Origin of the sequence: Paenibacillus xanthanilyticus, from assembly GCF_042682185.1 — a bacterium.
In the GTDB taxonomy this organism is placed as follows: domain Bacteria; phylum Bacillota; class Bacilli; order Paenibacillales; family Paenibacillaceae; genus Paenibacillus_Z; species Paenibacillus_Z xanthanilyticus.
On sequence record NZ_JBHUHA010000001.1, the window covers coordinates 568,013 to 591,574 of the forward strand.

Annotated in this window: 18 protein-coding genes; 13 read left to right on the forward strand and 5 right to left on the reverse strand. The window is 59.0% G+C overall.

The window, feature by feature from the left end; translation table 11 throughout:
- Window positions 1–74: 74 nt before the first annotated feature.
- Genes ACFSKT_RS02305 through ACFSKT_RS02315 form a run of 3 tightly spaced genes read left to right on the forward strand, consistent with a single transcriptional unit; the run spans window position 75 to window position 4,794 of the window.
- Window positions 75–1,109, forward strand: coding sequence for a carbohydrate-binding family 9-like protein (locus ACFSKT_RS02305; protein WP_377720188.1), 1,035 nt, complete (start codon window positions 75–77; stop codon window positions 1,107–1,109).
- Window positions 1,106–3,760, forward strand: coding sequence for a transglutaminase domain-containing protein (locus ACFSKT_RS02310; RefSeq protein ID WP_377720189.1), 2,655 nt, complete (start codon window positions 1,106–1,108; stop codon window positions 3,758–3,760). Before ACFSKT_RS02305 ends, ACFSKT_RS02310 begins: the two co-directional genes overlap by 4 nt.
- The gene (locus ACFSKT_RS02315; RefSeq protein ID WP_377720190.1) at window positions 3,757–4,794 is read left to right on the forward strand and encodes a glycoside hydrolase family 18 protein; all 1,038 of its coding nucleotides are present in this window, start codon (window positions 3,757–3,759) and stop codon (window positions 4,792–4,794) included. Before ACFSKT_RS02310 ends, ACFSKT_RS02315 begins: the two co-directional genes overlap by 4 nt.
- A gap of 3 nt (window positions 4,795–4,797) precedes the next feature.
- Here ACFSKT_RS02315 and ACFSKT_RS02320 read toward each other — a convergent pair whose 3' ends face one another.
- The 3 genes from ACFSKT_RS02320 to ACFSKT_RS02330 are packed head-to-tail and all read right to left on the reverse strand — an operon-like array spanning window position 4,798 to window position 8,551.
- Window positions 4,798–5,922, reverse strand: coding sequence for a Ger(x)C family spore germination protein (locus ACFSKT_RS02320; RefSeq protein WP_377720191.1), 1,125 nt, complete (start codon window positions 5,920–5,922; stop codon window positions 4,798–4,800).
- Window positions 5,919–7,022: a GerAB/ArcD/ProY family transporter gene (locus tag ACFSKT_RS02325; protein WP_377720192.1), complete on the reverse strand. Its 1,104-nt coding sequence runs from the start codon at window positions 7,020–7,022 to the stop codon at window positions 5,919–5,921. Before ACFSKT_RS02325 ends, ACFSKT_RS02320 begins: the two co-directional genes overlap by 4 nt.
- Window positions 7,019–8,551, reverse strand: coding sequence for a spore germination protein (locus ACFSKT_RS02330; RefSeq protein ID WP_377720630.1), 1,533 nt, complete (start codon window positions 8,549–8,551; stop codon window positions 7,019–7,021). The genes ACFSKT_RS02325 and ACFSKT_RS02330 overlap by 4 nt, the downstream gene beginning before the upstream one ends.
- A gap of 224 nt (window positions 8,552–8,775) precedes the next feature.
- Between ACFSKT_RS02330 and ACFSKT_RS02335 the strand changes: the two genes are divergently transcribed.
- Together ACFSKT_RS02335 and ACFSKT_RS02340 are read left to right on the forward strand one after the other, a co-directional pair.
- Window positions 8,776–9,816, forward strand: a complete 1,041-nt coding sequence (locus ACFSKT_RS02335; RefSeq protein ID WP_377720193.1) for a DUF5667 domain-containing protein — start codon at window positions 8,776–8,778, stop codon at window positions 9,814–9,816.
- A gap of 207 nt (window positions 9,817–10,023) precedes the next feature.
- Entirely contained in the window at window positions 10,024–10,992 is a 969-nt protein-coding gene (locus ACFSKT_RS02340) for a DUF1835 domain-containing protein (protein ID WP_377720194.1), read from the forward strand.
- Between the two features lie 93 nt (window positions 10,993–11,085).
- On the opposite strand, the gene ACFSKT_RS02345 is transcribed toward ACFSKT_RS02340, so the two are convergent.
- Window positions 11,086–12,033: a sensor domain-containing diguanylate cyclase gene (locus ACFSKT_RS02345; protein ID WP_377720195.1), complete on the reverse strand. Its 948-nt coding sequence runs from the start codon at window positions 12,031–12,033 to the stop codon at window positions 11,086–11,088.
- A 124-nt stretch (window positions 12,034–12,157) separates the two neighbouring features.
- Between ACFSKT_RS02345 and ACFSKT_RS02350 the strand changes: the two genes are divergently transcribed.
- From ACFSKT_RS02350 to ACFSKT_RS02370, 5 genes are all read left to right on the forward strand, one after another.
- Entirely contained in the window at window positions 12,158–13,720 is a 1,563-nt protein-coding gene (locus ACFSKT_RS02350; RefSeq protein WP_377720196.1) for a spore germination protein, read from the forward strand.
- Window positions 13,717–14,934 carry a Ger(x)C family spore germination protein gene (locus ACFSKT_RS02355; protein ID WP_377720197.1) on the forward strand — a complete coding sequence of 406 codons (1,218 nt, stop codon included), beginning with the start codon at window positions 13,717–13,719 and terminating at the stop codon, window positions 14,932–14,934. Before ACFSKT_RS02350 ends, ACFSKT_RS02355 begins: the two co-directional genes overlap by 4 nt.
- Window positions 14,931–16,043 carry a GerAB/ArcD/ProY family transporter gene (locus ACFSKT_RS02360; RefSeq protein WP_377720198.1) on the forward strand — a complete coding sequence of 371 codons (1,113 nt, stop codon included), beginning with the start codon at window positions 14,931–14,933 and terminating at the stop codon, window positions 16,041–16,043. The genes ACFSKT_RS02355 and ACFSKT_RS02360 overlap by 4 nt, the downstream gene beginning before the upstream one ends.
- 141 nt (window positions 16,044–16,184) lie before the next feature.
- The gene (locus ACFSKT_RS02365) at window positions 16,185–16,856 is read left to right on the forward strand and encodes a C40 family peptidase (protein ID WP_377720199.1); all 672 of its coding nucleotides are present in this window, start codon (window positions 16,185–16,187) and stop codon (window positions 16,854–16,856) included.
- 581 nt (window positions 16,857–17,437) lie between these two features.
- Entirely contained in the window at window positions 17,438–18,103 is a 666-nt protein-coding gene (locus tag ACFSKT_RS02370; RefSeq protein WP_377720200.1) for a pectate lyase, read from the forward strand.
- A gap of 91 nt (window positions 18,104–18,194) precedes the next feature.
- Here ACFSKT_RS02370 and ACFSKT_RS02375 read toward each other — a convergent pair whose 3' ends face one another.
- Window positions 18,195–18,836 carry a cysteine hydrolase family protein gene (locus ACFSKT_RS02375; protein WP_377720201.1) on the reverse strand — a complete coding sequence of 214 codons (642 nt, stop codon included), beginning with the start codon at window positions 18,834–18,836 and terminating at the stop codon, window positions 18,195–18,197.
- 307 nt (window positions 18,837–19,143) lie between these two features.
- Here ACFSKT_RS02375 and ACFSKT_RS02380 point away from each other — a divergent pair, with 307 nt between their 5' ends.
- Genes ACFSKT_RS02380 through ACFSKT_RS02390 form a run of 3 tightly spaced genes read left to right on the forward strand, consistent with a single transcriptional unit; the run spans window position 19,144 to window position 23,554 of the window.
- Entirely contained in the window at window positions 19,144–20,766 is a 1,623-nt protein-coding gene (locus tag ACFSKT_RS02380) for a response regulator (protein ID WP_377720202.1), read from the forward strand.
- Window positions 20,763–22,553 carry a cache domain-containing sensor histidine kinase gene (locus tag ACFSKT_RS02385; protein WP_377720203.1) on the forward strand — a complete coding sequence of 597 codons (1,791 nt, stop codon included), beginning with the start codon at window positions 20,763–20,765 and terminating at the stop codon, window positions 22,551–22,553. Before ACFSKT_RS02380 ends, ACFSKT_RS02385 begins: the two co-directional genes overlap by 4 nt.
- Window positions 22,550–23,554, forward strand: coding sequence for a substrate-binding domain-containing protein (locus ACFSKT_RS02390; RefSeq protein ID WP_377720204.1), 1,005 nt, complete (start codon window positions 22,550–22,552; stop codon window positions 23,552–23,554). The genes ACFSKT_RS02385 and ACFSKT_RS02390 overlap by 4 nt, the downstream gene beginning before the upstream one ends.
- Window positions 23,555–23,562: the final 8 nt, after the last annotated feature.

A 23,562-nucleotide genomic window follows, 5' to 3' on the forward strand; every position in this document is an offset into this window, starting at 1 on the left:
ATATACCACAAACTGGTATAAAGTAACGACGTGTATCTATAAAGTTACGACAACCGAATCGGGGAGGAACGACCATGAACCGTAGCGGAGTACCGGTTCCGCGCATCGTCTACAACCCTAAACATTACATTTGCAGGCGCGCAAAAGAGGCGTTAACGCTGGACGGCCGGCTCGACAAGCCCTTCTGGGCAGCGGCGGAATGGACGGACGATTTCGTCGATATCGAAGGCGAGCTGCGGCCGCTGCCGGCGAAGCGGACGCGGGTCAAAATGCTGTGGGACGACGACTGCTTTTATGTTGGCGCCGAGCTGACCGAGGATCAAATATGGGCGACGCTGCAAGAGCGAGATTCGGTCATTTTCCACGACAACGACTTCGAGATCTTCATCGATCCGGACGGCGACACCCACCAGTACTACGAATTCGAGATCAACGCCTTGAATACCGTGTGGGATCTGCTGCTCGTGAAGCCTTACCGGGACGGCGGTCCTGCGGTGAACGGGTGGGATATCGGCGGACTGCGGACTGCGGTCCATATCGACGGCGCGCTGAACGAACCGTCGGCCGATAACCGGATGTGGAGCGTCGAGGTCGCGATGCCCTGGTCCGCCCTGCGGGAATGCGCGGCGCAGACCCGTCCGCCGGCTGCCGGCGAATTCTGGCGCGTCAACTTCTCCCGCGTGCAATGGCAGGCCGACGTGCGCGGCGGGCAGTACCAGAAGGTCATCGAGCCGCGAACCGGGAAGCCTTATCCCGAGGATAACTGGGTATGGTCGCCGATGGGACTCGTCAACATGCATTATCCGGAGCTGTGGGGATACGTCGTGTTCGCGGACGACGATGGGCCGGAGACATTCGAGCTCCCGGCCGACGAGACGATCAAGTGGGAGCTGCGCCAACTCTATTACGCGGCTCGCAACTATTATGCGGACCATGGCAGATTCCCGGAAGACATGCGGCAGATGATGGGGGACGAACCGCGCACGATCGAGCCCTTGCTGGAGTCGACGAGCGGCCTGTTTCAAATCTCGGCCGCCTCGGCGGACGGCGGCGCAATCTATTGCATTCGCGAGGACGGCAAACTATGGAAGGAGTCGATCGACCGATGACGATGGTGCACCAACCCGTATTCTCCATGGATCAAGAGACGATGGCCAGAATCGAGCGGAAGTTCCAAGCGAAGCAGGAGCTGGCGAAGAATAGGGCCCGGCAGCTGTTCGGCGTATTCGGGCAAGAGCTGACCGCGGAAGAGAGCTGGGCGCTCAAATTTCTGTTCGCCTATATGCCGGTCAACGATCTGGCCGATTACGAAGGCGAGCTGTTCCTGCGTCATGTGCGCCGTACGCTCGAGATTCGCGAGCAGATGCCGTGGGGGCCTCGCGTCCCCGATCATCTGTTCCTTCATTTCGTGCTTCCGTACCGGGTCAACACGGAGAATATCGAAGATTCCCGCGGCATTCTTCATGCGCAGCTGGCTGAGCGGACGAAGCGTCTCACGATGGCAGACGCGATCTTGGAGACCAATTATTGGTGTCACGAGAAAGCGACTTACATCGGCAGCGATCTGCGGACGCTCTCGCCGCTGTCGATGATCCGCAATGCGCGAGGACGCTGCGGCGAGGAGTCGACGCTGGCGGTCGCGGCGCTGCGCAGCATCGGCATTCCCGCCCGCCAAGTGTATACGCCTCGATGGGCGCACTGCGACGACAACCATGCCTGGGTCGAAGCGTGGGCCGACGGACAGTGGCATTATTTCGGCGCATGCGAGCCGGAGGCCAGGCTGGATCAAGGCTGGTTCACGCCGCCGGCGCGCCGGGCGATGCTGGTGAACACGCGCATCTTCGCGAACTATGAGGGCCCCGAAGCGGTCACGCTCGCCGACGATTGGTTTACGGAAATCAACCTGCTCGCGAATTATGCCCGCACCAAGTCGATTACCGTCCGCGTTCTCGATGCGCAGGGCCGTCCGGTCCCCGGGGCCGACGTCCGCTTCGAGGTGTACAATTACGCGGAGCTGTATCCGCTGGCGATCCTGCCGACGAACGAGCAGGGAGCGGCGGTCTTCATGACGGGTATCGGCGATCTCGTGGTCCGCGCAGTGAAGGCGGGCGCGTGGGGCGAGGCGCTGCTGCCTGCGTCGCAAGTCGACCGCATCGAGCTCGTGCTGGATCAGACGGAGCAGCCGAGCGGCGCTGCGCTCGATCTGGATCTGGCGCCTCCGCCCGAGTCGGAAGGCGAACCGCTGGAACCGCTGAGCGAAGAACGGCTCGCGCGGCATGACCGCCGTCTCGAAGAAGGGACGAAGCTCCGCGCCGCTTACGAAGTGACGTTCATGCGCGAGGACGAGGCCGCAGTGCTGGCGGACGCGGTGGGACTGCCTGCGGAGCGGGTATGGACGCTGCTTCGCAAAGCGCGCGGGAATGGCCGCGAGATCGCCGCCTTCATCGAGGAGAGCGCTGCGCCTTATGGCATCTGGACGCTGCGGCTTTTAGAAAGCCTGAACGAGAAAGATCTTATCGACGCGAACCGCAGCACGCTGCTCGATCATTTGGAAGGCGCGCTGGCCGTTCGCGGCGAGCTGCAGGACGAGGTGTTCGAGCGTTACGTCTTATGCCCGCGCGTCCAATACGAGATGATCGTTCCGTATAAGCGGTATTTCCAAGAGGCGTTCACGGCGGCAGAGGCCGAAGCATTCCGCGCGGATCCCGGTCGAGCGGCCCGCATGCTGGGCGAGACGTTCGAGCTGTGGGAGGACCTGCCGAATCTGAAAGGGAAGGGCAACCCGGTCGGAACCTACGAGCTGATGCGAGGAGACGAGGTATCGCGAGACATTCTCTTCGTCGCGATAAGCCGCAGCCTCGGCATTCCGGCGCGGCTGCATCCGAGCGAGCAGAAGCCGCAGTATCTATCCGCGGACGGCGGTTGGGCGGATGCCGCTTTCGCGGTAGAAGGTGGAAGAGGCGGGCACGTCGCGAATGCGTCCGGGACGATCGTGCTGTTGAAAGACCTGCATGCGGACGACGCCGCGCCGGTCGCTTCCTATGCCGAGAATTTCAGCTTCGCGCGGTTGGAGAACGGCGTCTACCGGACGCTGCTGTTCCCGCACGGCATGACCGACGTATACGACAAGCCGCTGGAGGCGGAGGCGGGCGCCTATCGGCTCATCACGGGCGTTCGCATGAAGAACGGCGCCGTGCGGGCGCGGCTTGCTTATTTCGACGTTGTCGCCGGCGAAGAGACGCGCGCTGCGCTCGTCTACCGGACGGCGGCGATCGACCTGCCGGATCTAGGCGCCATAGCGGCGGAGCGATGGGTCACGCTGCCGGACGGAACAAGCCGGCGGCTCGGCGAGCTTATCGGCGAGCATGGCGCGATCGCCGCCTGGATCGAGGCGGAGCGAGAGCCGACCAAGCATCTCCTGCGCGAGATCGGCGAGCTGGCGGCGGCCTATGAACGGACGGGCGTGCCGATTGTCCTTATTGCCGACGAGTCGCAATCGGGCGGCGCGCTGGCGTCGAGCCGTTATCCGGAGCTTCCTGCAGGCACGGTACTCGTCGCGGCGCAGGGCAAGGATGCCTTGCCGGCCTTCGCCGCGCAGCCGCCGGCCAGCGAAGCGGGCTATCCGCATCTGGCCGTCCTTGACCCTCGTCAGCGGATTCGTTATGCCGCTTCGGGCTACCGAATCGGCACGGGCAAAGAAGCGCTGCAGGCGCTAACCCGCGTGCTGGAACGCGAAATACAAGGAGGGGAACAAGGATGACCAAACAAGGATACATCGTGGCCGGCTATGTCGGCGATGCGCAGCTGGCGGAGATTACAGCGGACGCGCTGAACAAACTTACGCATGTGAACGTGGCGTTCGGCCATGTGCGGGAGGACGCGATTACGACAGCGCATATGAAGCATCTGGACCGGCTGCCCGGCATCAAACGCGCGCATCCGGATCTGTGTCTGCTGTTATCTGTCGGCGGCTGGAGCGCGGGCGGGTTCTCGGAGGCGGCCTCGACCGAGGCCGGACGCAGAAGCATGGCCGAATCGGCGGTCCACATCGTACGCGAGCATCCATTCGACGGGATCGACCTAGACTGGGAGTATCCGTGCTACGGCGAGGCCGGTATCGGCGCAAGTCCGGCGGACCGCGGGAATTTCACGCTGCTGCTGAAGGAGATCCGGGAAGCGCTGGACCGGCAGGGCGCGCAGGACGGCCGCCGATATTGGCTCACCATCGCGGCGGGCGCTGATCAATATTACGTCGACGGGACCGAGATGGAGGAAGCGCAGCGGTATTTGGACTTCGTCCAGCTGATGACCTACGACATGCGCGGCGGCTTCCAGATTCTAACCGGCCATCATACCAATCTGTACACGCCGACCGGGGACTTGTTCCGGATTAGCGCGGACGCTTCGGTGAATCTGTTCCTGCGCGCCGGGGTGCCGAAAGAGAAGCTCGTCCTCGGCGCGGCGTTCTACTCCCGGATGTGGCGCGAGGTGCCGAACCGGAATCAGGGCTTGCATCAGATGGCGGGCACGACAGGCGGCTACGGACCGGACTTCACGAAGCTGGCGGCCGAGTTCATCGACCAGAACGGGTATGTCCGCTACTGGGACGAGGAAGCCTGCGCGCCGTATTTGTTCAACGGCGACACCTTCATTTCCTACGACGACGAGCAATCGATCGGCCGCAAATGCGAATATATCCAGGCGCGCGGCCTCGCGGGCATCATGTTCTGGGAGTATGCGTGCGACGAAACGCACCGGCTGCTGGACGCCATGTATCGCGGACTTCGGGAGTAACGTTCATTCGATCGCCCCGATATCCGTTAGCACGATGTTCACCTGGATGTTGATTTCGGCTTTGGCGAACTCGTCGACCCAGTGATCCTGAACGCGTTTAAAGTACGCGTATTCGTGGGCTCTTGCGTAATCGCCGAACCCCACGGGGTCAAGCCGCTTCTGTTGGAATTTGCTTATTAACGCCACCAGCAGCTTGCGAATTTCCGCGCTGCACGCGGCTTCAATCTGCGCTTTCTCGGCGACGACGTCGATTGGAAACAAAATCTCCGTCAGGTTCACCGGCATCTTCACCGAGATATCATACCGAAGTTTATCCGCCTTGCGCGCGACTCGGATTTTCGTTTTCGTTTGTTCCGCGCTGAAGCTCAGAACATTGGCCGCCCCGGGTTCTACGACCAGATGCTTCGGTACCGGAATGGTTAACCGGAATTTGGCGGCGTTCTTTCGCAGCAGGCGAAGCAGCATCGCCTCCTTGCTGGTCAAGGAGGCTGCATAGCGGCCATCCGGATCGAGCAGGGCGGTCCGATTCAGCTTCAGCTCCGGATCCATCGTGATCTGAGGAAGCGCGGGCGTCTGTCCTTTATCGAGCAGCTCGCGCTGCAGCTGCTGAAGCGTCGTCACGACCGTCTCCGCTCGGGTATCGGTCGAATCCAGCATGCCGAGCAATTGAAGCGGCAGAATCGGTTTATCGGGGGGATGATAATCGAACAATTCGTCCAGTTTGCCGTCGAAGACCAGGATGCGGGAAGTCACGGGATTGCGCCCGTCTCGGAAAAACACATCCAAGTAGCGATCCCATTCTTTTTTGTGCTGGAGAAGCGCCTTGCTGACGACGAGAACCTGAAGCTTTCTCGCTTGAAAATTGCCCACGGAATACGCATCCGATTTCAGACGACCCTCTCGGGGCGAGATGGACGAAACGACGATCTCCTGGGTTTTCTTCCTGGCATTCTTGCTGAAGTTCGGGATCGAGCTGTAGACCAGCAGGTTACCTTGCTCGTCGCGGTCGAACCCGAGTACTAACGAGAAGGAGGCTTCCTCCATATCCAACCGGTCATAACAGCCGCTAAGCAGCAGCGTAAAGGGAATGATCAGCATGGCTCGGATCCATATGCTCGTCACGCTCATGTTTCATTCCGTCCTTTCCGCAAGCGAACATAAATCCAGAGGAAGACGAGCATGCAGCCAGGGAATACGTATTCGATGGCAATCCCGGATGCGCCGAGCAGCTGGCTGATGTTCTCGAGCTCGTCGTAAGTCGGCAGATAGAAATAGGTGCTCGCCGCAAACAGAATCACGATGCCTCTCAAATGCGGACGGTGTTCCTGCTTGCCCCGGATCCAGGTCGTGCAAAACACCGCGAAATACAGCGGGGGGATCCAGGCCAGCGAAAAGATGAAGGCATAAAACGCTATAAACAAGCCTTCCACTTGTTCGATGAACGACAATTCGATGGATTTCAGCACATAGATCGAAGGTTGATGAATCAGTTTGGCTTCGTCGGGACTCAGAAACATAAAGCATAGGAGCGTGATGAACAGATAAGACAGCATCGTGATGCCGTTCGCGATAAGAAGCCCGGCAGGCGCGTGTTTTTGATGGTTCAAGAAGGGATAAAGAATCACGGAGGATACGAATCCCAAGAAATAAAAGAACGTGCCCGGCACGGCCGATAGGATGGGCTGCCAGCCTTCTTTGAGGACGGGCATCAGGTAGAGCGGGTGCAGATTGTCCACGGTGTACAGATAGACGAACGGAATCCAGATCGAAATCAGCACCGCAAACTCCGCGTATCGGCCGACGATCCGCAGACCGTTCCGGGCAATCGTGTACGTTGGCAGCATGAGCATGAGGGCGAGCAGGAAAGCCGGCGTCTCGGGCAGTAGGCGCCCTTTAATCAGACGAACTGTATAAATCAACCCGTCATAGGCATACAGCAGAAAATAGAGGGCGAATAGGAAGGCGGCGGCTCGGCCGGCCCACTTGCCCATGTAGTGCGCGAGCATATCAAAGATCGTGCCTTCGGGAAACCGTTTCATCAGCCGTATCACGACCAGACTCGCGAGCATCGTGACCAGACCGCCGATGACGATCGAAATCCAGCCGTCGGTCCCGGCTTCCGTCGCCATCAGGGCAGGCAGCTCGATGAAGCCGAAGCTGACCGCCATCCCGAAGTTGATCATGATGTACTGCAGCAGCGTAATGTTATTTAAAGCGTATTTCTTCACTTCCCATCACCTTCAGGTTGATTATCGCCTTGCCGGGTGGATTGAACGGCGCGCGTGCTGAGCGGTCGCTTGGTCATGGTCCACAGCGGGGCGCGCACGAGCGTGTCTTTCCAATCCGACAGGCGCAGGGGGGCGAATGGACTGCCGAACGGCGTTCCCAGCGATTCTAACGCGATCAGGTGACCGGTCAGCACCATGAAGCTGACGACGATCCCGAACAGACCGAACAAGGAAGCGGCGATCATCATCAGGAAGCGAATGAGCCGCACGCCGGCGACCAGGTCGTAATTGGGCAGAATGAACGACGCGATGGCCGTAAAGGCGACGACGATGACCATGATATTGCTGATTAAACCTGCCTGCACGATCGCCTGGCCGATGACGATGCCGCCGACGATGCCGACCGTCTGTCCGACGGGAGCCGGCAGCCTTACCCCGGCCTCGCGCATCATTTCCAGCGTAATCTCCATGAAGACCGCCTCGATAAACGGTGAAAAAGGGACGCTTCCCCGATATTCCCCGATGGTGAGCAAGAGCTTCACGGGAATTAATTCGAAATGATACGACGTAATCGCGATATAAAAGGCCGGCAAACTGATCGCGACGAAAAACGCGAAGAAACGAAGCATGCGCATGAAAGTCGCGATCGACCAGCGCGTGCTGTAATCGTCAACGCTTTGAAAAAACGAGGTGAAGGTGGACGGGCCGACGATGACGCTTGGCGAGCGGTCGACGAGGACGACGATCCTTCCTTGCGCGACTTGGGAAGCCGCGGTATCCGGACGTTCCGTGAGCATGAGCTGGGGGAAGGGGGAGAAGGGGTTGTCCTCGATCAGCTCCGCCAGTTCCCCGGTATTAATGATGACGTCGACATCGATTTGCCCGATTCGCTCTTCCAGTTCGCGAAGCACTTCCGGATGCGCGACATCGGCCAGATAGACGATGCCGACTCTGGTGTCGCCGCGCCGGCCGACCTGGTGATTGCGAATCTTCAACTCCTGATGGGGGAGATAGCGTCGGATGAGCGCGATATTCTGCTCGATGGACTCGACGAACCCCTGATGCGCGCCTTTCAGCGAAGCTTCCATCTGCGGGTCTTCAATCGCCCGCTGCGGCCACCCCTCCGTACCCAGCATGATAGCATCCGAATGACCGTCGATGAATAAGATGCTGCTGCCCTTCAGAATCGCGCTCGTAATCGGCGCCCATTCCCGCAGCTTGGCCATTCGGCCCACCGAGACGGCGTGGATCGCCAGTCCGTCCGTTCGATTCATCAGCGGTTTGATGACATTGTTGTTAATGGCGTTCTTATCCGTAAGACCCTCGATATACACAAGCGATGCCCGCTCGCCCGTATCGCGGGGTGGGATGTGGCGTATATTCAAATCGGGCGTATCAGTGAACAACCGCCCGAGATGCAGAAGATTTTGCTCCAAATCGTGCGAAATGGGTGCCGAAGCAGCGATGGGCGAGGAAGCGGAAGACTTCGTCGAAGCGGCGTATTTATTTCGGCCAAACCAGGATGTGATCCCCACTGTTCATCCCTCCCTCACTCCAGAAATCATTTCCTTTCCCGCGTGTTTATATGCGAGGTCGGCGCGAGCGCCATGGCTTCAAGACGAGCGCATCGCGGACAACAAACGAAGAGGTAGATTTTAGATTCATAGCCCGAACCCCCTCAAAAGCAAATCGCCGTCCGTATACTTAAGCAATGCTGCAGCACACAAACTAACTAGATCGGATGGATGCACACATGCGTACAGGAATCCAAACTATAATAGCCAAAACAACCGTTGCCAGTCTGCTCGCGTTTTCCTTCGGAACCGCTTCGGCTTGGGCGGACGAGACCGCAATCCAAACGACGGCGACGACGGACGCCGCAACGTCGGCAAGCGTGGCCGCGGCCGAAGAGGAAGCGCCTTCCTTGCTGCCCGGCGAATTCTTCTATTTCGTGAAAACGATGTATGAGCGCATTCAGCTCGCGTTCGCCAATGACGATATGGAAGAAGCGATCCTGCTCGCGCAATTCGCCCAGGAACGATTGGCCGAATCAGCCGCCCTGCTCAAGGAAGGAAAGACGCAAATCGCCGAGGAAACGCTCCAGCGCTCGCTCGCGGAGCAGCAGCTTGCGGTCGAGACCGCCGCTTCCGTCGTAGGCGCGGAACCGGCGGAAGCCGAGGCGCAGGCGGTTGTTACCGCGGCGACCGGCACGGAGACCACAGTTAGCGCGGTGGACGTGGAGACGACTTCGGCCGCAACGGCTGCGATGCCAGCAGCAGCGGAAACGACTTCAGGTGCTGCGGATGACGCTGAGAACGTAGACCCGGAAGTAGCCGACAAAGTCAAACACTCGCTTCAACACAATATCGTAGCGCTGACCGCCGCCTTGGAGCACGTGAACAATCCGAAAGCGCAGCAGTCGCTGCTGAAGAATATTACGAAGTCTTTCGCGCATCTGGAGAAGAAGCTGACCCGGATCAGCGCGAAGACGGCAGCGTTAGCGACATCGGAGACGGTCGACGCCGAAGCTGAGACCGTCGCGGAAGTCAACGAAGCCGCGACCACAAGCGCGGTACAGGCTGCTTCCACGGTCGTCCAAGGCACAGTCGGCGCGACGATCGCCACGGAGGCGGATGATGCGAAGCCGAAGCAGCAAGAGAAGAAACAGAAGCCGAAAGTGACAAGCGAACAGAAGCGTGCAGACGAGAAGCAGGCGGACAAGGCGTCGAAGTCGCAGGGCAACCAAGGCAAAAACGACGCAGCCGGGCAATCGCATAAAAAAGAGACGAAATAGTCGACGCGACGTTTTCGCTCCATAGCATGCCAAGCTCAGCCCGAGGGCCCGCGAGAAATCGCGGGCTTTTTCTTGTTTTCTCATCGTGCAAGCCTTTATAAGTGTCGTGCTTGGACTCGGACATAAGTCGGCTCTTGCTCATCGGCCAAGTCTCCAGCAAAATAAGAAGAGCTACATCTATCGCCGCTTAGCCAAAGGGGGAATAATGTGCTTCATATCGTCAACGGCGATGCGTTCGGCAGCAAGCTGAAGCAGAGCCGCATTCCGGGAGAGGTATTGGTGTGGCGTGAAATTTACACGGTGGGACCGGTATTCGCCGAACCCTCGGAGCAAGGGAACCGCGCCATTCGCGCCGCCTACTTGGAGCAGGCGATCGGCGTTCCGCAGGCGGAGTTCGTACGGCATAGCGAAGAGCAGGAGCGCACGCTGGCGAGTTTCCGGGATTACGGCGAGGTCGTGCTGTGGTTCGAATATGATTTATTCGATCAAACGATGCTTGCTTATCTGCTGCGCTGGTTCTCGGAACAGGAGCTGGGCGAGACGAAGCTGAAGGAGCTCTCGATCGGCGCGTTCCCGGGCATCGAGCGTTTTCGGGGACTGGGTCAGCTGAGCGTGCCGCAGCTGGAGACGCTGTCCGGCGCGTGGCAAGCGGTCTCCGACGAAGAGCTGGAACTTGGCGCGCAGCTATGGTCGGCTTATACGGCGGACCATCCGGAGCAACTCGCCGCGCTGCTTCGGGGCGATACCTCGGCGCTGCCCTTCGCGCGCGAGGCCTTCCGCGCGCATCTGTCCAAGTACCCGTCGGCCGCTAACGGGCTCGGAGCGGTTGAACAGTCCACCTTGGACGCGCTGACGGAGCAACCGAGCAATCCGATCGACTTGTTCCGGATGATAAGCGAGCAGCATCACGTACTCGGCATGGGAGATTTGGAGTATTGGGGCATTCTAAGAGAATTGGCTGCAGGCGAGGAGCCGCTGGTCCGAATCGACGGTACGGCGGCTCTCCCGGACTTCCAAGGGATGCCGGACGACTTCGCGTCGAATCAGATCGGCGTGACCGAGCTTGGACGCCGCATCCGTGAAGGAAGAGCGGACCGAATCGCGCGCTGCGGCATCGATCGATGGTATGGCGGCGTGCATCTACGCGGACGAGAGGTTGCGTGGCGGCGGGATTGATATCGGATAAAGGAAAAGGAAAGGATGCCAACCCGGTTCTATCGGAGAATGGCATCCTTTTTGTGATCGGCTACGCGAGGAGGAATAGCCGTTCTAGAAATACTGATACGTCTTCTTGCCCTTCGCCTTGGCGCGGTACAGCGCATTGTCCGCGTTCTTGATCAGCAGCTTCAAATCCTTGTCGCCTTCGTCATGATACGTCGCGATGCCGATGCTGACGGAGATCCGGAATTCGTCCAGATGAATATTCCATGCCGACAACTCCCGTATGAGAGTCTCCGCGTGAGGGCCTAACTGGTCCGGTTCGGTCAAGCCGCTGAAGTGGATGATGAATTCATCCCCGCCGAGACGGACCGCGAATCCATCGATGTTCGCCATGTAGGCTTGGATCCGGTGCGCGACTTCCTTCAGGACGAGGTCGCCCATCTCATGGCCGCGCAGATCATTCACCTTCTTGAAGCCGTCCAGGTCGAGGAAGAAGACCGCGCCGCTCGCGGGCGTCTGTTCATCGAAGTATTTGAACAAATATTGCCGGTTGTATAAGCCGGTAAGCGCATCCCGGAACGCCATTCGCTCCAGATCGAGATAATACGAGAACATCTTGGCGATGCGCTGGAACATGCGCACGCTCCGCTCGTCGAACGTGGCCGCCTCGGGATGTACCGCGCATAACGTGCCGAATACGTCGCCGGTCGGCATGACGATCGGGACGCCTACGTAGGAATTGATCCTCGCTTCCCGCAGCGTATCCCTTACCTCTTCGAGACAGGGCTCCTTGCTCATATCCGGGTAAATCAACGGCCGCTGCTGGGCGAAATTCACGCGTCTGCAGACCGTCCCCGTTAATTCCACCGACATGCCTTCTTCGATCAGGCTGCCCGAATTGTCGTCGAGCACCTTTAGAATCAGCTGATGCGTCTGCGTCATCGCGCTCAAGAAGATCAGCTTGTCCGGCATGAATTCGTTCGCCAGCTGCAGAATATCGTTCGCCATCTCTTCGAAGTTGCTGTACAGATTCAGTTCATGGACGGTTATGGCCATGAGGCTCACTCCTTTACATGGAAACATACGCCCATCCATTATAGCGGACGCCACGGGTATACTGTATAAAATAATTGCCAATCAAACAAAATAACGGAAATACGTAGGACAAGGTGATGCGAGCATGGTCTTTCGAAGAAAGATTCGGCAGGCCGGAACCGATTCATCCGCGGCCGGCGGGTCGGACGCGCAGCCTGCAACGCCGGTGTATCCCGCCCTAGACCGGAATATCGAATGGATCGAGAACGCCGTCGGCCGCAGCGCGGATCTCGTCATTCGGGCGGTTGAATCGCCGCTCTCGCCGAACAGCGTCATCATGCTCGCTTATATTGATGGGCTCATCGATCAAGCGGCGATCAACTCTCACATCGTGCAGGCGATTCAGAAAGAAGCGATCCCGGATGCCCCGGTCGACATGGATGCACGGATGAAACGGCTGGCGCGCGCCATCGTATCCTCCGGCGCCATCCATTCTGGCGCATTTCTAGAGAAGGTCGTTCACGACATGCTGAACGGCATGTGCGCGATTTTCGTCGATCAAGCCGGCGTCGCTCTCCTAGCCGAAACAACCGGAGGCGAGCAGCGCGGCGTGGAGGAACCGAGCACGCAAGGCGTGCTCCGCGGTCCGCAGCGCAGCTTCACGGAGAATATCCGGACGAACGTATCGCTTGTTCGCAGAATTATACACGCACCCGAACTTCGCTACGAAGAACGCCTGATCGGCAGGCGTACCCGGACTCGCGTCGGTCTGCTCTTCATGCACGGCATCATCGATGATCGTATTCTACAGGCGGTCCGCGACCGGCTGGCGGCCATCGATCTGGACGGCGTGCTGGAGAGCGGATACATCGAAGAATATATCCAAGAGAAGACGCTGACGCCGTTTCCGACGCTGATGAATACCGAACGGCCTGACGCCGCCGCCGGCGCGCTGCTCGAAGGACAGTTCGCGATCATGGTGGACGGCACGCCGTTCGTGCTGCTTGGTCCCGTCACGTTTCATAAATTTTTTCAATCGCCCGAAGACTATTATCAGCGTTTCGATATCGCGACATTCCTTCGTATGATCCGATATGGCGGATTCATCATGTCCATGCTGCTGCCGGCCGTCTATATCGCGGTGACGACGTTCCATCAGGAGACGCTGCCGACGCTGCTGTTGATCAGTCTGCTCGGACAGCGGGAGGGGATTCCGCTCCCGGCCCTCGCCGAAGCCTTCCTGATGGAAATCACGTTCGAAGTGCTGCGCGAGGCCGGCGCCCGGATGCCGCGCGCCATCGGCCCGGCCATCTCGATCGTCGGCGCGCTCGTGCTGGGACAGGCTGCCGTGCAGGCCGGGCTCGTGTCGCCGGCGATGATTATTATCGTGGCGTTCACCGCCATCTCCAACTTCGTCATGCCGCAGCTGAACATCGCGATCGCCGCGCGCTTGATTCGGTTCGCGTTGATGCTGGCTGCCGGCGCGCTCGGGTTCTTCGGCATCTTCGCGGGGATTGTGGTGATCGCCATCCATGTAACCAGTTTGAAGTCGTTCGGCGTGCCTTACATGGCCCCGCTGGCGCCCTTCGTGCCGGCCAGCATGCGGGATACGCTGATTCGGTCGCCGCTGCGGTCCATGCGCAAGCGTCCGGTCGTTCTTCATGCGCAAGACGAGGAACGCCGGCCAATGGAGGAGGAGAAGCCATGAAACGATCGAGCCTGGGATGGAAGCTTGGCTTGACGATCCTCGCAAGCGTTTTGCTTGGCGGCTGCTGGGACCGCAATGAGTTGAACGAGCTTGGCATCATCTCGGCGACCGGCATCGATTGGGCCGACGGGAAGTGGATCGCCACCAGTCAGATCGTCCTGCCGCTCAGCACGATGGGTGAAGGGACGGGCAAGCAATTAAGCGTCGCGCCAGTCGACGTATTCTCTACAGAAGGTGAGGGCATTCGCAACGCCTTCCGGAAGGCGTCGCTCGAAACGACCCGGAAACTCTATTTCTCCCACAATCAAGTCGTGATTATCGGGGAATCGGCAGCGAGGCAGGGCTTCGATCCGCTGCTCGACGTGTATTTGCGCAATATGGACGCCAGGGAAGACGTGATTATGTTCCTGACGGCGGGCAAGGCGAGCGATATCCTTCGGCAAATCTCGCCATCCGAATGGAATCCGGGCAACGGACTGCGCAAATTGATCGAGGCGGAGGACCAACAGACATCGCGGATGCGCGCCATGAATATCTTCCGCGTCATCTCGGAGCTGCTCGGCCCGACGCAATCGACCGCCATTCCGGAGATCCGACTCTCCGGCGATCCCGAGACGCTGAGCTCGGTGGACGCGCTGAAGCGGGCGAAGCTGGACGCGAGATTGAAGCTCGGCCGCGTCGGCATCGTGAAACGCAACAAACTCGTGGGTTGGATCAAACTCGAGGAATCGTACGGCATGATGTGGCTCTCCAATCACGTCCGCAACGGGTTCGTCCCTTATAATTGCAAAGGGGGTAAAGGCGTTCGGAGCTCCAGCTTTCGGGTCATTCAAGCCAAGACGAAGGCGACGCCGTATCAAGACGGAGGCCGGCTGCGCATGAAGGTCGAGACACGGGTGGAAGGCGCCATCGAGGATTTCGCCTGCCCGGACGACCTGTCCAAGCTCGATGTCGTCGACCGGCAGGAAAAGTATGTCGAAGAGGGGATCACGCTGCTGATGGAGAAGGGCTGGAAGGCGTTGAAAAAGCTGAAGACGGATCCGATCGGATTCGGCACCTGCGTATATGAACGTTATCCGAAGCTATGGGCGAAGGTCAAGGATGACTGGGACGAACAGTTCGCGAAGCTGGATCCCGAATTCCATGTGGTCGTGCATATCGAAGGGACGGGGAGCAGCAATCCATCCATTGCTTCCTATCAGCGGAAGCCATGAGCGCGCGCGTCCCAAATGCCGCGGAGCCGATCGGGAACATTCAAATGGCAACGGCGATGATCGTGTTCGAGATCGGCAGCACGCCGATGTTTCTGCTGGCCCGCGACGCCGGACAGAACGCCTGGATCAGCATGGCGGTCGGCGCGGCCGCCGGGACGCTCGTGATTCTCGTCTTGTTGCATCTGCAGCGCGTCTCCGGCGACCAGGATTGGACCGAAATGCTGCTAAGCCGGCTCGGCAAATGGGGCGGGGGAGCGCTGGCCGTCCTATATGCGCTCATCTTCGCTTACGAGTCCATGCGCAATGTGCGGGACTTCGGCGCCATGGCGAACGGAACGATCCTGCCTCAGACGCCGATATGGATCGTAATGCTGATCGTGGCGGCCATCGCCTGTTACGCGGTTGCCAAGGGGATGAACGTCGTATTTCGGACGATCGAGTTGTTCTTCCCCACCGTTGCGCTAAGCTATAGTACGGTCGCCTTGTTTTTCTTTATATCGGATTTGCCCCATGCGCACCGATTGCGGCCCGTCTTGGATCAAGGCATCGGACAAGTGCTGAAGCACGCGCTGCCGGAGCTCATCTCTTTTCCTTTCGGTCAAGTCGTCGTGTTCCTGCTCTTCTGGAAGCACGCGAAGGAGCCGCGGCGCGCAATGAAAGTCAGCTTGACCGCTTATGGAATCGTGTCGTTGTTCCTGACCGCCATGAGCGCGCTCACCCTGTCGATTATCGGGGCCGATGTCGCCAAGATCGTCTCGTATCCGTTTCTGGAAGCCGTCCAGCTCATCCATATCGCGGATTTTCTGGAGCGGCTTGATATTTTCGTTACGTTGGTCATCTTTTTGGGTTTGTTCGTGAAGCTGTCGATGTTCTACTTGGCTTCGAACGTCATCGTGAGCCGCCTGACCGGTTTATCCCCGCGTACATGCGCGATTGCGATCGGCCTGCTCATCTTCGGGGCCTCCTTCTTGGAGCCGAGCCATACCTTCCATATTTGGCTCGGGTTAAAGGTGCAGCCGAAATATGCTTGGATTTATCAAGTCGCGATCCCGTTCCTGATCCTTGTCTTGACGCTGTTCGCGAAACGAAAAGCCAGCCGCCCATCGTGACGCCAATGGCAACGATAGCTTATTGATCGGATAGAGTTACAAGTTGTTGGCAGGTATGATGAGGCGATATTTGCCGCACAGTACGATATGGGGCATAACGAATTGGCACGGATGCCATCAAGATCGAAAGGGGATTCGAGGATGCGAACCTATCGTTGGCTAACTCTGGTCGGAGCGCTCGGATTGACGATGCTTTCGAGCGCTTGCGGAAGTTCGGGAGAGGAAGGAGATCACGAGGGACATCAAGTAGGTCAACTGCAAGAGAAGCAGGCGCCAATGCGACAAGCGGCGACGAACCATATGCAAGCGAAACAACTGCAAACGCCGAACCGATCCTCCTACCAAATGAATGCCGTCAACAATCCGGCCGCGGGCCAGCGCTCGGCCGCGATCCAGCGCGTGATCAACACAGGCATGAAGTACAGAGGTACCCCGTATGAGTTCGGCTCCAATCGTTCCACGACGAGAACATTCGATTGCTCCGATTTCGTGAAGCATGCCTTTGCCGAAGGCGCCGGCATCAAGCTGCCCGCCGATTCTAGACAACAAGGCGCGTATGTGCGCAACATGGGAACGGCCAACACGAATTGGCGTGCGCTCAAGGCTGGCGACGTCATGTTCTTCAGCAGTCCGGGCGTGAAGATTACCGGAACTAACCGGTATAAAATTCGCATTACGCATGACGGTATCTACATGGGGGACGGGCGAATCCTGCATACGTACTCCAAGGAATCCGGCGGCGTCCGCGTCGATACGATCGCGGGCACCCAGTGGGAGAGACGTTTCCTGTTCGGTGGCTCGGTGATTCGATAGAAGCATGGAAGGTGATCCCGTTACGATCAAGCCGTGCGCCTGCGGCTTTTTTGTTTTCGTCAAATGAAGCAGTTCGGCTTGGGCTCGTCGAACGAGGCAAGCGTCCAGAATCGTTATTTGTAGACGGGCTGACCATCTGGTCAGCCTTTATTGATGGCGTAGCATTCTGGGTCCCGCGGCATGCGAGAGACCGATACGGAAGAACTAGTCCCAATTAAGGGGGTCCAGCGAGCAGCGCTTATTCGGAGCAACCAATAAAATGGGAATTTTGCTGGCAAATGTAACTAGTTGTCTGCCATTCCAGGAGAACGATGCAAATGCATTTTTGCGTATTCTAATGAATAATATAATCATTAATCTTTGGCGTAATTTATCGAACATATTTCATTCATTCGTGTTAATTTGATTTGGTATACATTAACAATTGGGAGATTGTTACTATTCCATCCTGCAACAGGGCAATGATATATTGTAAGCGGATACAATGTACCGTGCGCACGGACAGATCCGCATGAACAGGAGGCTAGAACGGCCGCTACCATGCCTGGTCATCCATCTCTCATATAGGCGGTGTTAATAATATGAAGAAGTTATTCGGTTGGGTGTTAACGATGGGGTTGATCGTCTCATGTATGCCGGCTCAGCCGGCGAATGCCGCGACAACGGTCAATTCGACCATTATCGTACCGGCGGGGACGACGTACGACGGCTATGGCCAGACCTTCGTCGCGAACGCGAGCACGCTCGGCGACGGCAGTCAAGCGGAAGGCCAGAAGCCGGTATTCCGCTTGGAGGCGGGCGCGACGCTGAAGAACGTCATTCTCGCCGCGCCGGCGGCCGACGGGGTGCATTGCTACGGCAGCTGCAACATCGTCAACGTGACCTGGTCCGACGTCGGCGAGGACGCCTTGACGCTGAAAGCATCCGGCACGGTGAACATTACCGGGGGCGCGGCGTACAAAGCGTACGACAAGGTGTTCCAGCTGAATGCGGCGGGCACGATCAATATTAAGAATTTCAAGGCGAACGACATCGGCAAGCTGGTGCGCCAGCTCGGCGGATCGACCTACAAGACCGTCATGACGGTCGACAACTGCGACATTTCCAACGTCAAAGACTCCATTCTGCGTACCGACAGCACCGTCAGCACGGGCAAGATCACGAATACCCGTTATTCCAAAGTGCCGACGCTGTTCAAGGGCTTCGCATCGGGCAACACGAGTCAATCCGGCAATACGGCTTATTAAGTACAACGCGAAGACCGGCTGTCCTATGGACAGCCGGTTTTTCCTTTCGGTCGAAGTTCGCGCAAGCGGCAGTCTGGCGCCATTCGCGCCGTTACGTGGTAACGAGCTGCGGAGCCTGCGCGCCTTGCTGCTGCCAGAAGGACATGATCTGCTTCGTATCGGCCACCATGCCGAAGTACGTATCGACCGTCTTCAACGTCATCTCGTGTTCGGCTTGCGTAAACGCGGCGCAGGCATCCTTCACGAGCACGATGCGGTAATCCAGCATGAAGCCGTCTCGCGCCGTGGATTCGACGCACAAATTGGTGCTGACGCCGGTCATGATCAGCGTCTCGATCCTCATCGTCTGCAGCACGGAAGCCAGCCTCGTATGAATGAACCCGCTGTATCGATGCTTCTTGACGACGGTCTCGTTCGGCAGCGGAGCCACCTCGTAGAATTCCGCTCCCCAGCTGCCCGTATGGCAGATCGGATTGACCCCGTCGGCGAATCGGGATACCCAGACTTCCGAGTCGGTCGCCTTCTCATGGTTGGTCTGCAGAAAAATAACGGGTACGCCGTGTTCCCGAGCCGATGCCAGCAGGCTGTGCAGCTGGGGCATCATCGTTTTGACGGCGCTCACGTCGCTGCCGATTTTCGCGATCGCGCCATCCGGATGGCAGTAATCGTTCTGCACGTCCACGACGATAACCGCCGATTTCTTCTGCGCTAAGTTCGCGATTAATTTCTCCAAGCGCTCACCTTCTTTTCTTAGGTTCATGTCGTTCCGTACAGCTTATTTTTCCATGCGTGCGCGATTATTATGACTTCCTTTTCCTTGCCTTGCGCGGGAAGGATAATGTTGGCAGGCTCTCGAATAGTACTCGCGGAACATGGCGCGGACGACGCGCCATGTTCCGCGAGGCGGACGAAGCGCGAAAAGGAGGATATGAGATGGGCATCGGAATCATGCACCCGCCGTTCTCGGATCGACATGCGGAATCGCCTGCCGACGAGAGGGAAGCTATGGCGTATGGCGGGAACGGGCGGGGTGAAGCGTCGTGTATAAGCTGATCATCGTCGATGACGAAGCGCTCGTGCGCGAGGCGATCCGCGAGCAGATGGACTGGGCATCTCTAGGCTTCGAGTGCGTTGCGGATTATGAGGACGGGGAAGAGGCGCTGGAGCACATCGGGGAGCAAGCCCCGGACGTTGTGCTGACCGATATTTGCATGCCGTTCATGGACGGGCTTGCGCTGACGCGCGAGCTGGCGGCGCGTCATCCGGAGACGAAGGTGCTCATATTGACGGGGTTCGACGAGTTCGATTATGCGCGGCAGGCGGTGGAGCTGCAAGCGTTCGATTTTATTTTGAAACCGGTTACATGCGCGGAGCTAACCCGCGTGCTGTTTCGATTGAAAGACGAGCTGGACAAAGATCGGGCGCGCAAGGACGATTACGAGCGGCTGCGCAAGGAGATGAGCGAGAGCTTGCCCGTGCTTCGCGAACGGTTCCTCGAACGACTGGTTACTTCGCGTCTGCCGGAGAGGGAGATCGCGGAGCGATGCGCGTATTTCGATCTATCCTGGAATGGGGCGTGGATGGCGGCCGCGCTATTCGATCTGGAAGCGTTGGGCGAGGAAGCACGAGTCACCGTTCGCGACGAAGAGCTGCTCCGCTTCGCGCTCTATAATATCGCGCAGGAGCTGCTCAGCCATCGCCGCGGAGCGGCCGTCTTCCGCGACCGGAACAATCACGTGCTCGCGCTGCTGTCGGGCGAGGACCCCGATGCGCTGCAAGAGGCCGCCGCCGCGGCCGCCGCGGAGCTCCAGTTAGCCGCGGATCGTTATTTGCCCGTGCGGATCTCGGCCGGGATCGGCCGGAGCATCCATGGCCTCGCGTCCGCGCATCTCGTCTATGATTCCGCGTTGTCCGCGCTCGACTATCGTTTCGTGCTCGGTCGGGGATCGATTATTCGCCTGACGGACATGGAACAGCGTTCGCAGCCGGCTTTTGCATCGACGCTGGCGTGGGAGAAGGAGCTGATCGGCAAGCTCAAGACCGCCAGCCCCATAGAAACGGATGAAGTCGTGGCGCGTCTGTTCGCCGCATTTCGGGCGCAGGCGTTCACCGCAGAGGCGTGCCGCATCTACGCGCAGCGCATCGCGCTGGCCATGGCGCAGACCGTGTACGAGATGGACGGCGCGTCGGACATCTTGCTCGGCGATGCGGAGACGCCGCTGTTCGCGCCGTCCACATTCGGCTCGCTCGGCGAGATGGAGCAATGGATGAAAGGGCTCTGCCGGCAGGCTGCCCGATTGATCAGCGGGGCGCGCGAGGATTTCGGCGCCAGTCAAGTGGCCAAGGCAAAGGCATTCGTGGATGCCCGCTATGCCGATCCGGAGCTGTCGCTCGGCTCCGTATGCAGGCACGTCGCGATGAGCGCGAGCTATTTCAGCACCTTGTTCAAAAGCCACGCCGGACACACGTTCGTGGAATATTTGACCCGCGTTCGGATGGAGCAGGCCAAGGCGCTGCTGAAGCTGACGGGCAAGAAGAGCTCGGAAATCGCTTACGAAGTCGGGTACGCGGACCCGCATTATTTTAGCGGCGCCTTCAAACGACATACCGGGATGACCCCGACCGAATATCGGCAAAGACTCGCCGAGGAGACCGGCTCATGAAGGTGATGCTGCGTTCCCAGCGGCCTCGCAGCATCCATGCGAATTTGTCGCTCGCGTTCGTGCTGCTTATTCTTGTCACGGTGCTGGTCATGAGCATCATCTCGTATTATTTGTCCAAGGACGCGGTTCAGGATGCGACGCAAGCCTATACGACCGAGTTCATGAAGCAAGTGAACGCGAATATGAAGACATATGTGAGCGGCATGGAGCATATTGCCGGACTCGTCGCGGGAAGCCGGCAGGTGCACGATTATTTGTCGGCGGATCGGTATCCGACCTTGGATGAGGAGAAGAAGGCCAGGGAAGGGGTGTACGAGTATTTGCATGCTATGGTGGCCACGCGCAACGACATCGTTTCCGTCAGCTTGTTCGGCGAGGACGGCCGATTCGTCTCCGGCAGCCGGGAGCTGGAGGTGAATCCCTTCGTCGAGCTCCGCGAGCTGAATTGGTACAAGCAGGCGAAGGCGGCCAAAGGCGCGAACGTCATTTCGTCCTCGCATGTCCAGCCGATCTTCCTCGACCGCCATGTCTGGGTCGTCTCCATGAGCCGTGCGCTGTACAGCAAGGAGAACGGCGAGCCGCTCGGTGTTTTTCTCGTCGATCTGAACTTTAGCGTCATGAACGACATGTTCGCGGATATCCAGTTGGGCAGCCGGGGCTACCTGTTCGTCGTCGACAATAGCGGCAAGCTCGTCTACCACCCCCAACAGCAGCTCGTGTACAGCGGATTGAAGACGGAGCAGATCGACAAGGTGCTGCAGGTGGGCAGCGGCAGCTTCTTGATCGGGGAGGGGAGCGCGCGCCGGATGTACACTGTCCAGGATTCGGGCTTCGGATGGAAGCTTGTCGGCGTCAGCTACGTCAGCGAGCTTGTCGGCAACAAAGAACGAATGGGGATGTCCTTCTTCGCGCTCGGAGCGGTGTGCATTCTCGTCTCGATCGTACTGTCCGTCATCTTGTCCAACCGGCTGATTCGGCCGATCACCCAGCTGCAGCGCTACATGAAGGAGGTCGAGAAAGGGAACTTCGATATTCAAGTTCCGGTCCCGTTCTCGATCGAGATCGGCCGGCTCGCCCGCGCGTTCAATCTGATGGTGGAGCGGATCAAGGAGTTGATGGTACGGGTCGTGCGCGAGGAGGAATTGAAGCGAACAAGCGAGCTGAACGCGCTGCAGATGCAGATCAATCCCCACTTCTTGTACAACACGCTCGATTCGATCGTCTGGATGGCGGAGAGCGGCAAGGATCAGGAGGTGGTGCTCATGACCTCCTCGCTGGCCAAGCTGTTCCGGGCTTCCATCGGCAAAGGCGAGGAGCTGGTGACCGTCCAGACGGAGCTCGATCACATCGCCCATTACCTCACCATTCAGAAAATGCGCTATAAACGTAAACTGGACTATGTCATCGAAGCGGACGAATCGATTCTGGATTGCCTGACGATCCGCGTCGTGCTGCAGCCGCTCGTCGAGAACGCGATTTACCACGGGATCAAAAACAAACGCGGACCGGGCATGATCCGGATCACGGCATCCGAGAACGGCGGGGACGTTACGCTCCGCGTGGAAGACGACGGGATCGGCATCGACGGCGCGCGGATGCGCGCGCTGCTGGAAGGAAGCGACGCTTCAGGGCCGAAAGGCGGCGTCGGCGTGCGCAATGTGCATGAGCGCCTGCGCCTGCAATTCGGCGGCCGCTACGGTTTATCGTTCGACGGAGAGCTCGGGCAAGGGACCGTCGCGACGGTCCGTATTCCGCAACGAACGCGCGGCAAGGAGGAAACGAGATGAACCGGACTTGGAAACGCGCGGCAGGAATGCTGCTGGCTGTCGCCGCGTTAGCGGCCGCGGCGATCTGGAGCGGCTGGCTCCCTTCGCCGGTCGGAGGAGGACGAACGCAGCCCCACATGATCTTCGTCATCAAATCGGTCGATCCCACGATCGAATTCTGGCAGGTGCTCCAGGACGGGATCCACGAGGCGGCGAATGAATTCGGCGTCCAAGTCGAGATCGTCGGTCCGGATAACGAGACAGACGTGGAAGGGCAAATTCGAATCCTGGAGCAAGCCGCCTCGGATCGGCCCGACGCGATCGTGCTGGCGGCGACCGAACTGAACCGGCTCGTCCCGGCGGCGCGTCAGGCGGTGGATGACGGCGTGGAGCTGCTCACCGTCGATTCCGGCATCGAGCCCGACTTAGCAAGTACCATGATCGCCACCGATAACGTCGCGGCAGGGAAGGCCGCCGGCGCGGAGCTGCTCTCCCTGCTGGAGCGCCCGTCCCAAGTGGCGATCATCAGCTTCGTCCGCAATTCCGCCTCGCAGCTCGATCGCGAGCAGGGCGTCAAGTCGGTCTTGGCGGCGCATCCGGACATCGAGCTGCTCGGCACGTATTATAGCGAGGGCTACGAGCAGCGCGCTTACGAGACGACGCTTGCGCTGCTGCGCGCGCATCCGAACCTGCGCGGCATCGTCGGTCTGAACGAGCCGTCATCCGTCGGGGCGGGGCGGGCGATCGACGAGGCCGGGCTCGCGGGGCGTGTCAAGCTCATCGGCTTCGACAGCTCCGAAGCGGAGGTGCGACAGCTCGAGCGGGGCATCATGCACGCGACGGTCATCCAGAAGCCGTTCCAGATGGGTTATTTAAGCGTAAAGACGGCACTCGAGACGCTCCGAGGCAAGCGCGTCCCGCGGCGGATCGATACCGGCTCCGTCGTCGTGACCAAGCGCAACATGTACGAGGAGGAGAACCAGAAGCTGTTGTTTCCATTCGTCAGGCGGCAGCTGCCCTAAGGCGTGCA

Excerpts from the sequence above, each read along its gene's own strand:
- ACFSKT_RS02315 (WP_377720190.1), top strand. The coding sequence starts at position 3,757 with ATGACCAAACAAGGATACATCGTGGCCGGCTATGTCGGCGATGCGCAG.
- ACFSKT_RS02370 (WP_377720200.1), top strand. The coding sequence starts at position 17,438 with ATGAAGAAGTTATTCGGTTGGGTGTTAACGATGGGGTTGATCGTCTCA.
- ACFSKT_RS02350 (WP_377720196.1), top strand. The coding sequence starts at position 12,158 with ATGGTCTTTCGAAGAAAGATTCGGCAGGCCGGAACCGATTCATCCGCG.
- ACFSKT_RS02385 (WP_377720203.1), top strand. The coding sequence starts at position 20,763 with ATGAAGGTGATGCTGCGTTCCCAGCGGCCTCGCAGCATCCATGCGAAT.
- ACFSKT_RS02310 (WP_377720189.1), top strand. The coding sequence starts at position 1,106 with ATGACGATGGTGCACCAACCCGTATTCTCCATGGATCAAGAGACGATG.
- ACFSKT_RS02355 (WP_377720197.1), top strand. The coding sequence starts at position 13,717 with ATGAAACGATCGAGCCTGGGATGGAAGCTTGGCTTGACGATCCTCGCA.
- ACFSKT_RS02365 (WP_377720199.1), top strand. The coding sequence starts at position 16,185 with ATGCGAACCTATCGTTGGCTAACTCTGGTCGGAGCGCTCGGATTGACG.
- ACFSKT_RS02320 (WP_377720191.1), bottom strand. The coding sequence starts at position 5,922 with ATGAGCGTGACGAGCATATGGATCCGAGCCATGCTGATCATTCCCTTT.
- ACFSKT_RS02390 (WP_377720204.1), top strand. The coding sequence starts at position 22,550 with ATGAACCGGACTTGGAAACGCGCGGCAGGAATGCTGCTGGCTGTCGCC.
- ACFSKT_RS02360 (WP_377720198.1), top strand. The coding sequence starts at position 14,931 with ATGAGCGCGCGCGTCCCAAATGCCGCGGAGCCGATCGGGAACATTCAA.
- ACFSKT_RS02335 (WP_377720193.1), top strand. The coding sequence starts at position 8,776 with ATGCGTACAGGAATCCAAACTATAATAGCCAAAACAACCGTTGCCAGT.
- ACFSKT_RS02305 (WP_377720188.1), top strand. The coding sequence starts at position 75 with ATGAACCGTAGCGGAGTACCGGTTCCGCGCATCGTCTACAACCCTAAA.
- ACFSKT_RS02345 (WP_377720195.1), bottom strand. The coding sequence starts at position 12,033 with ATGGCCATAACCGTCCATGAACTGAATCTGTACAGCAACTTCGAAGAG.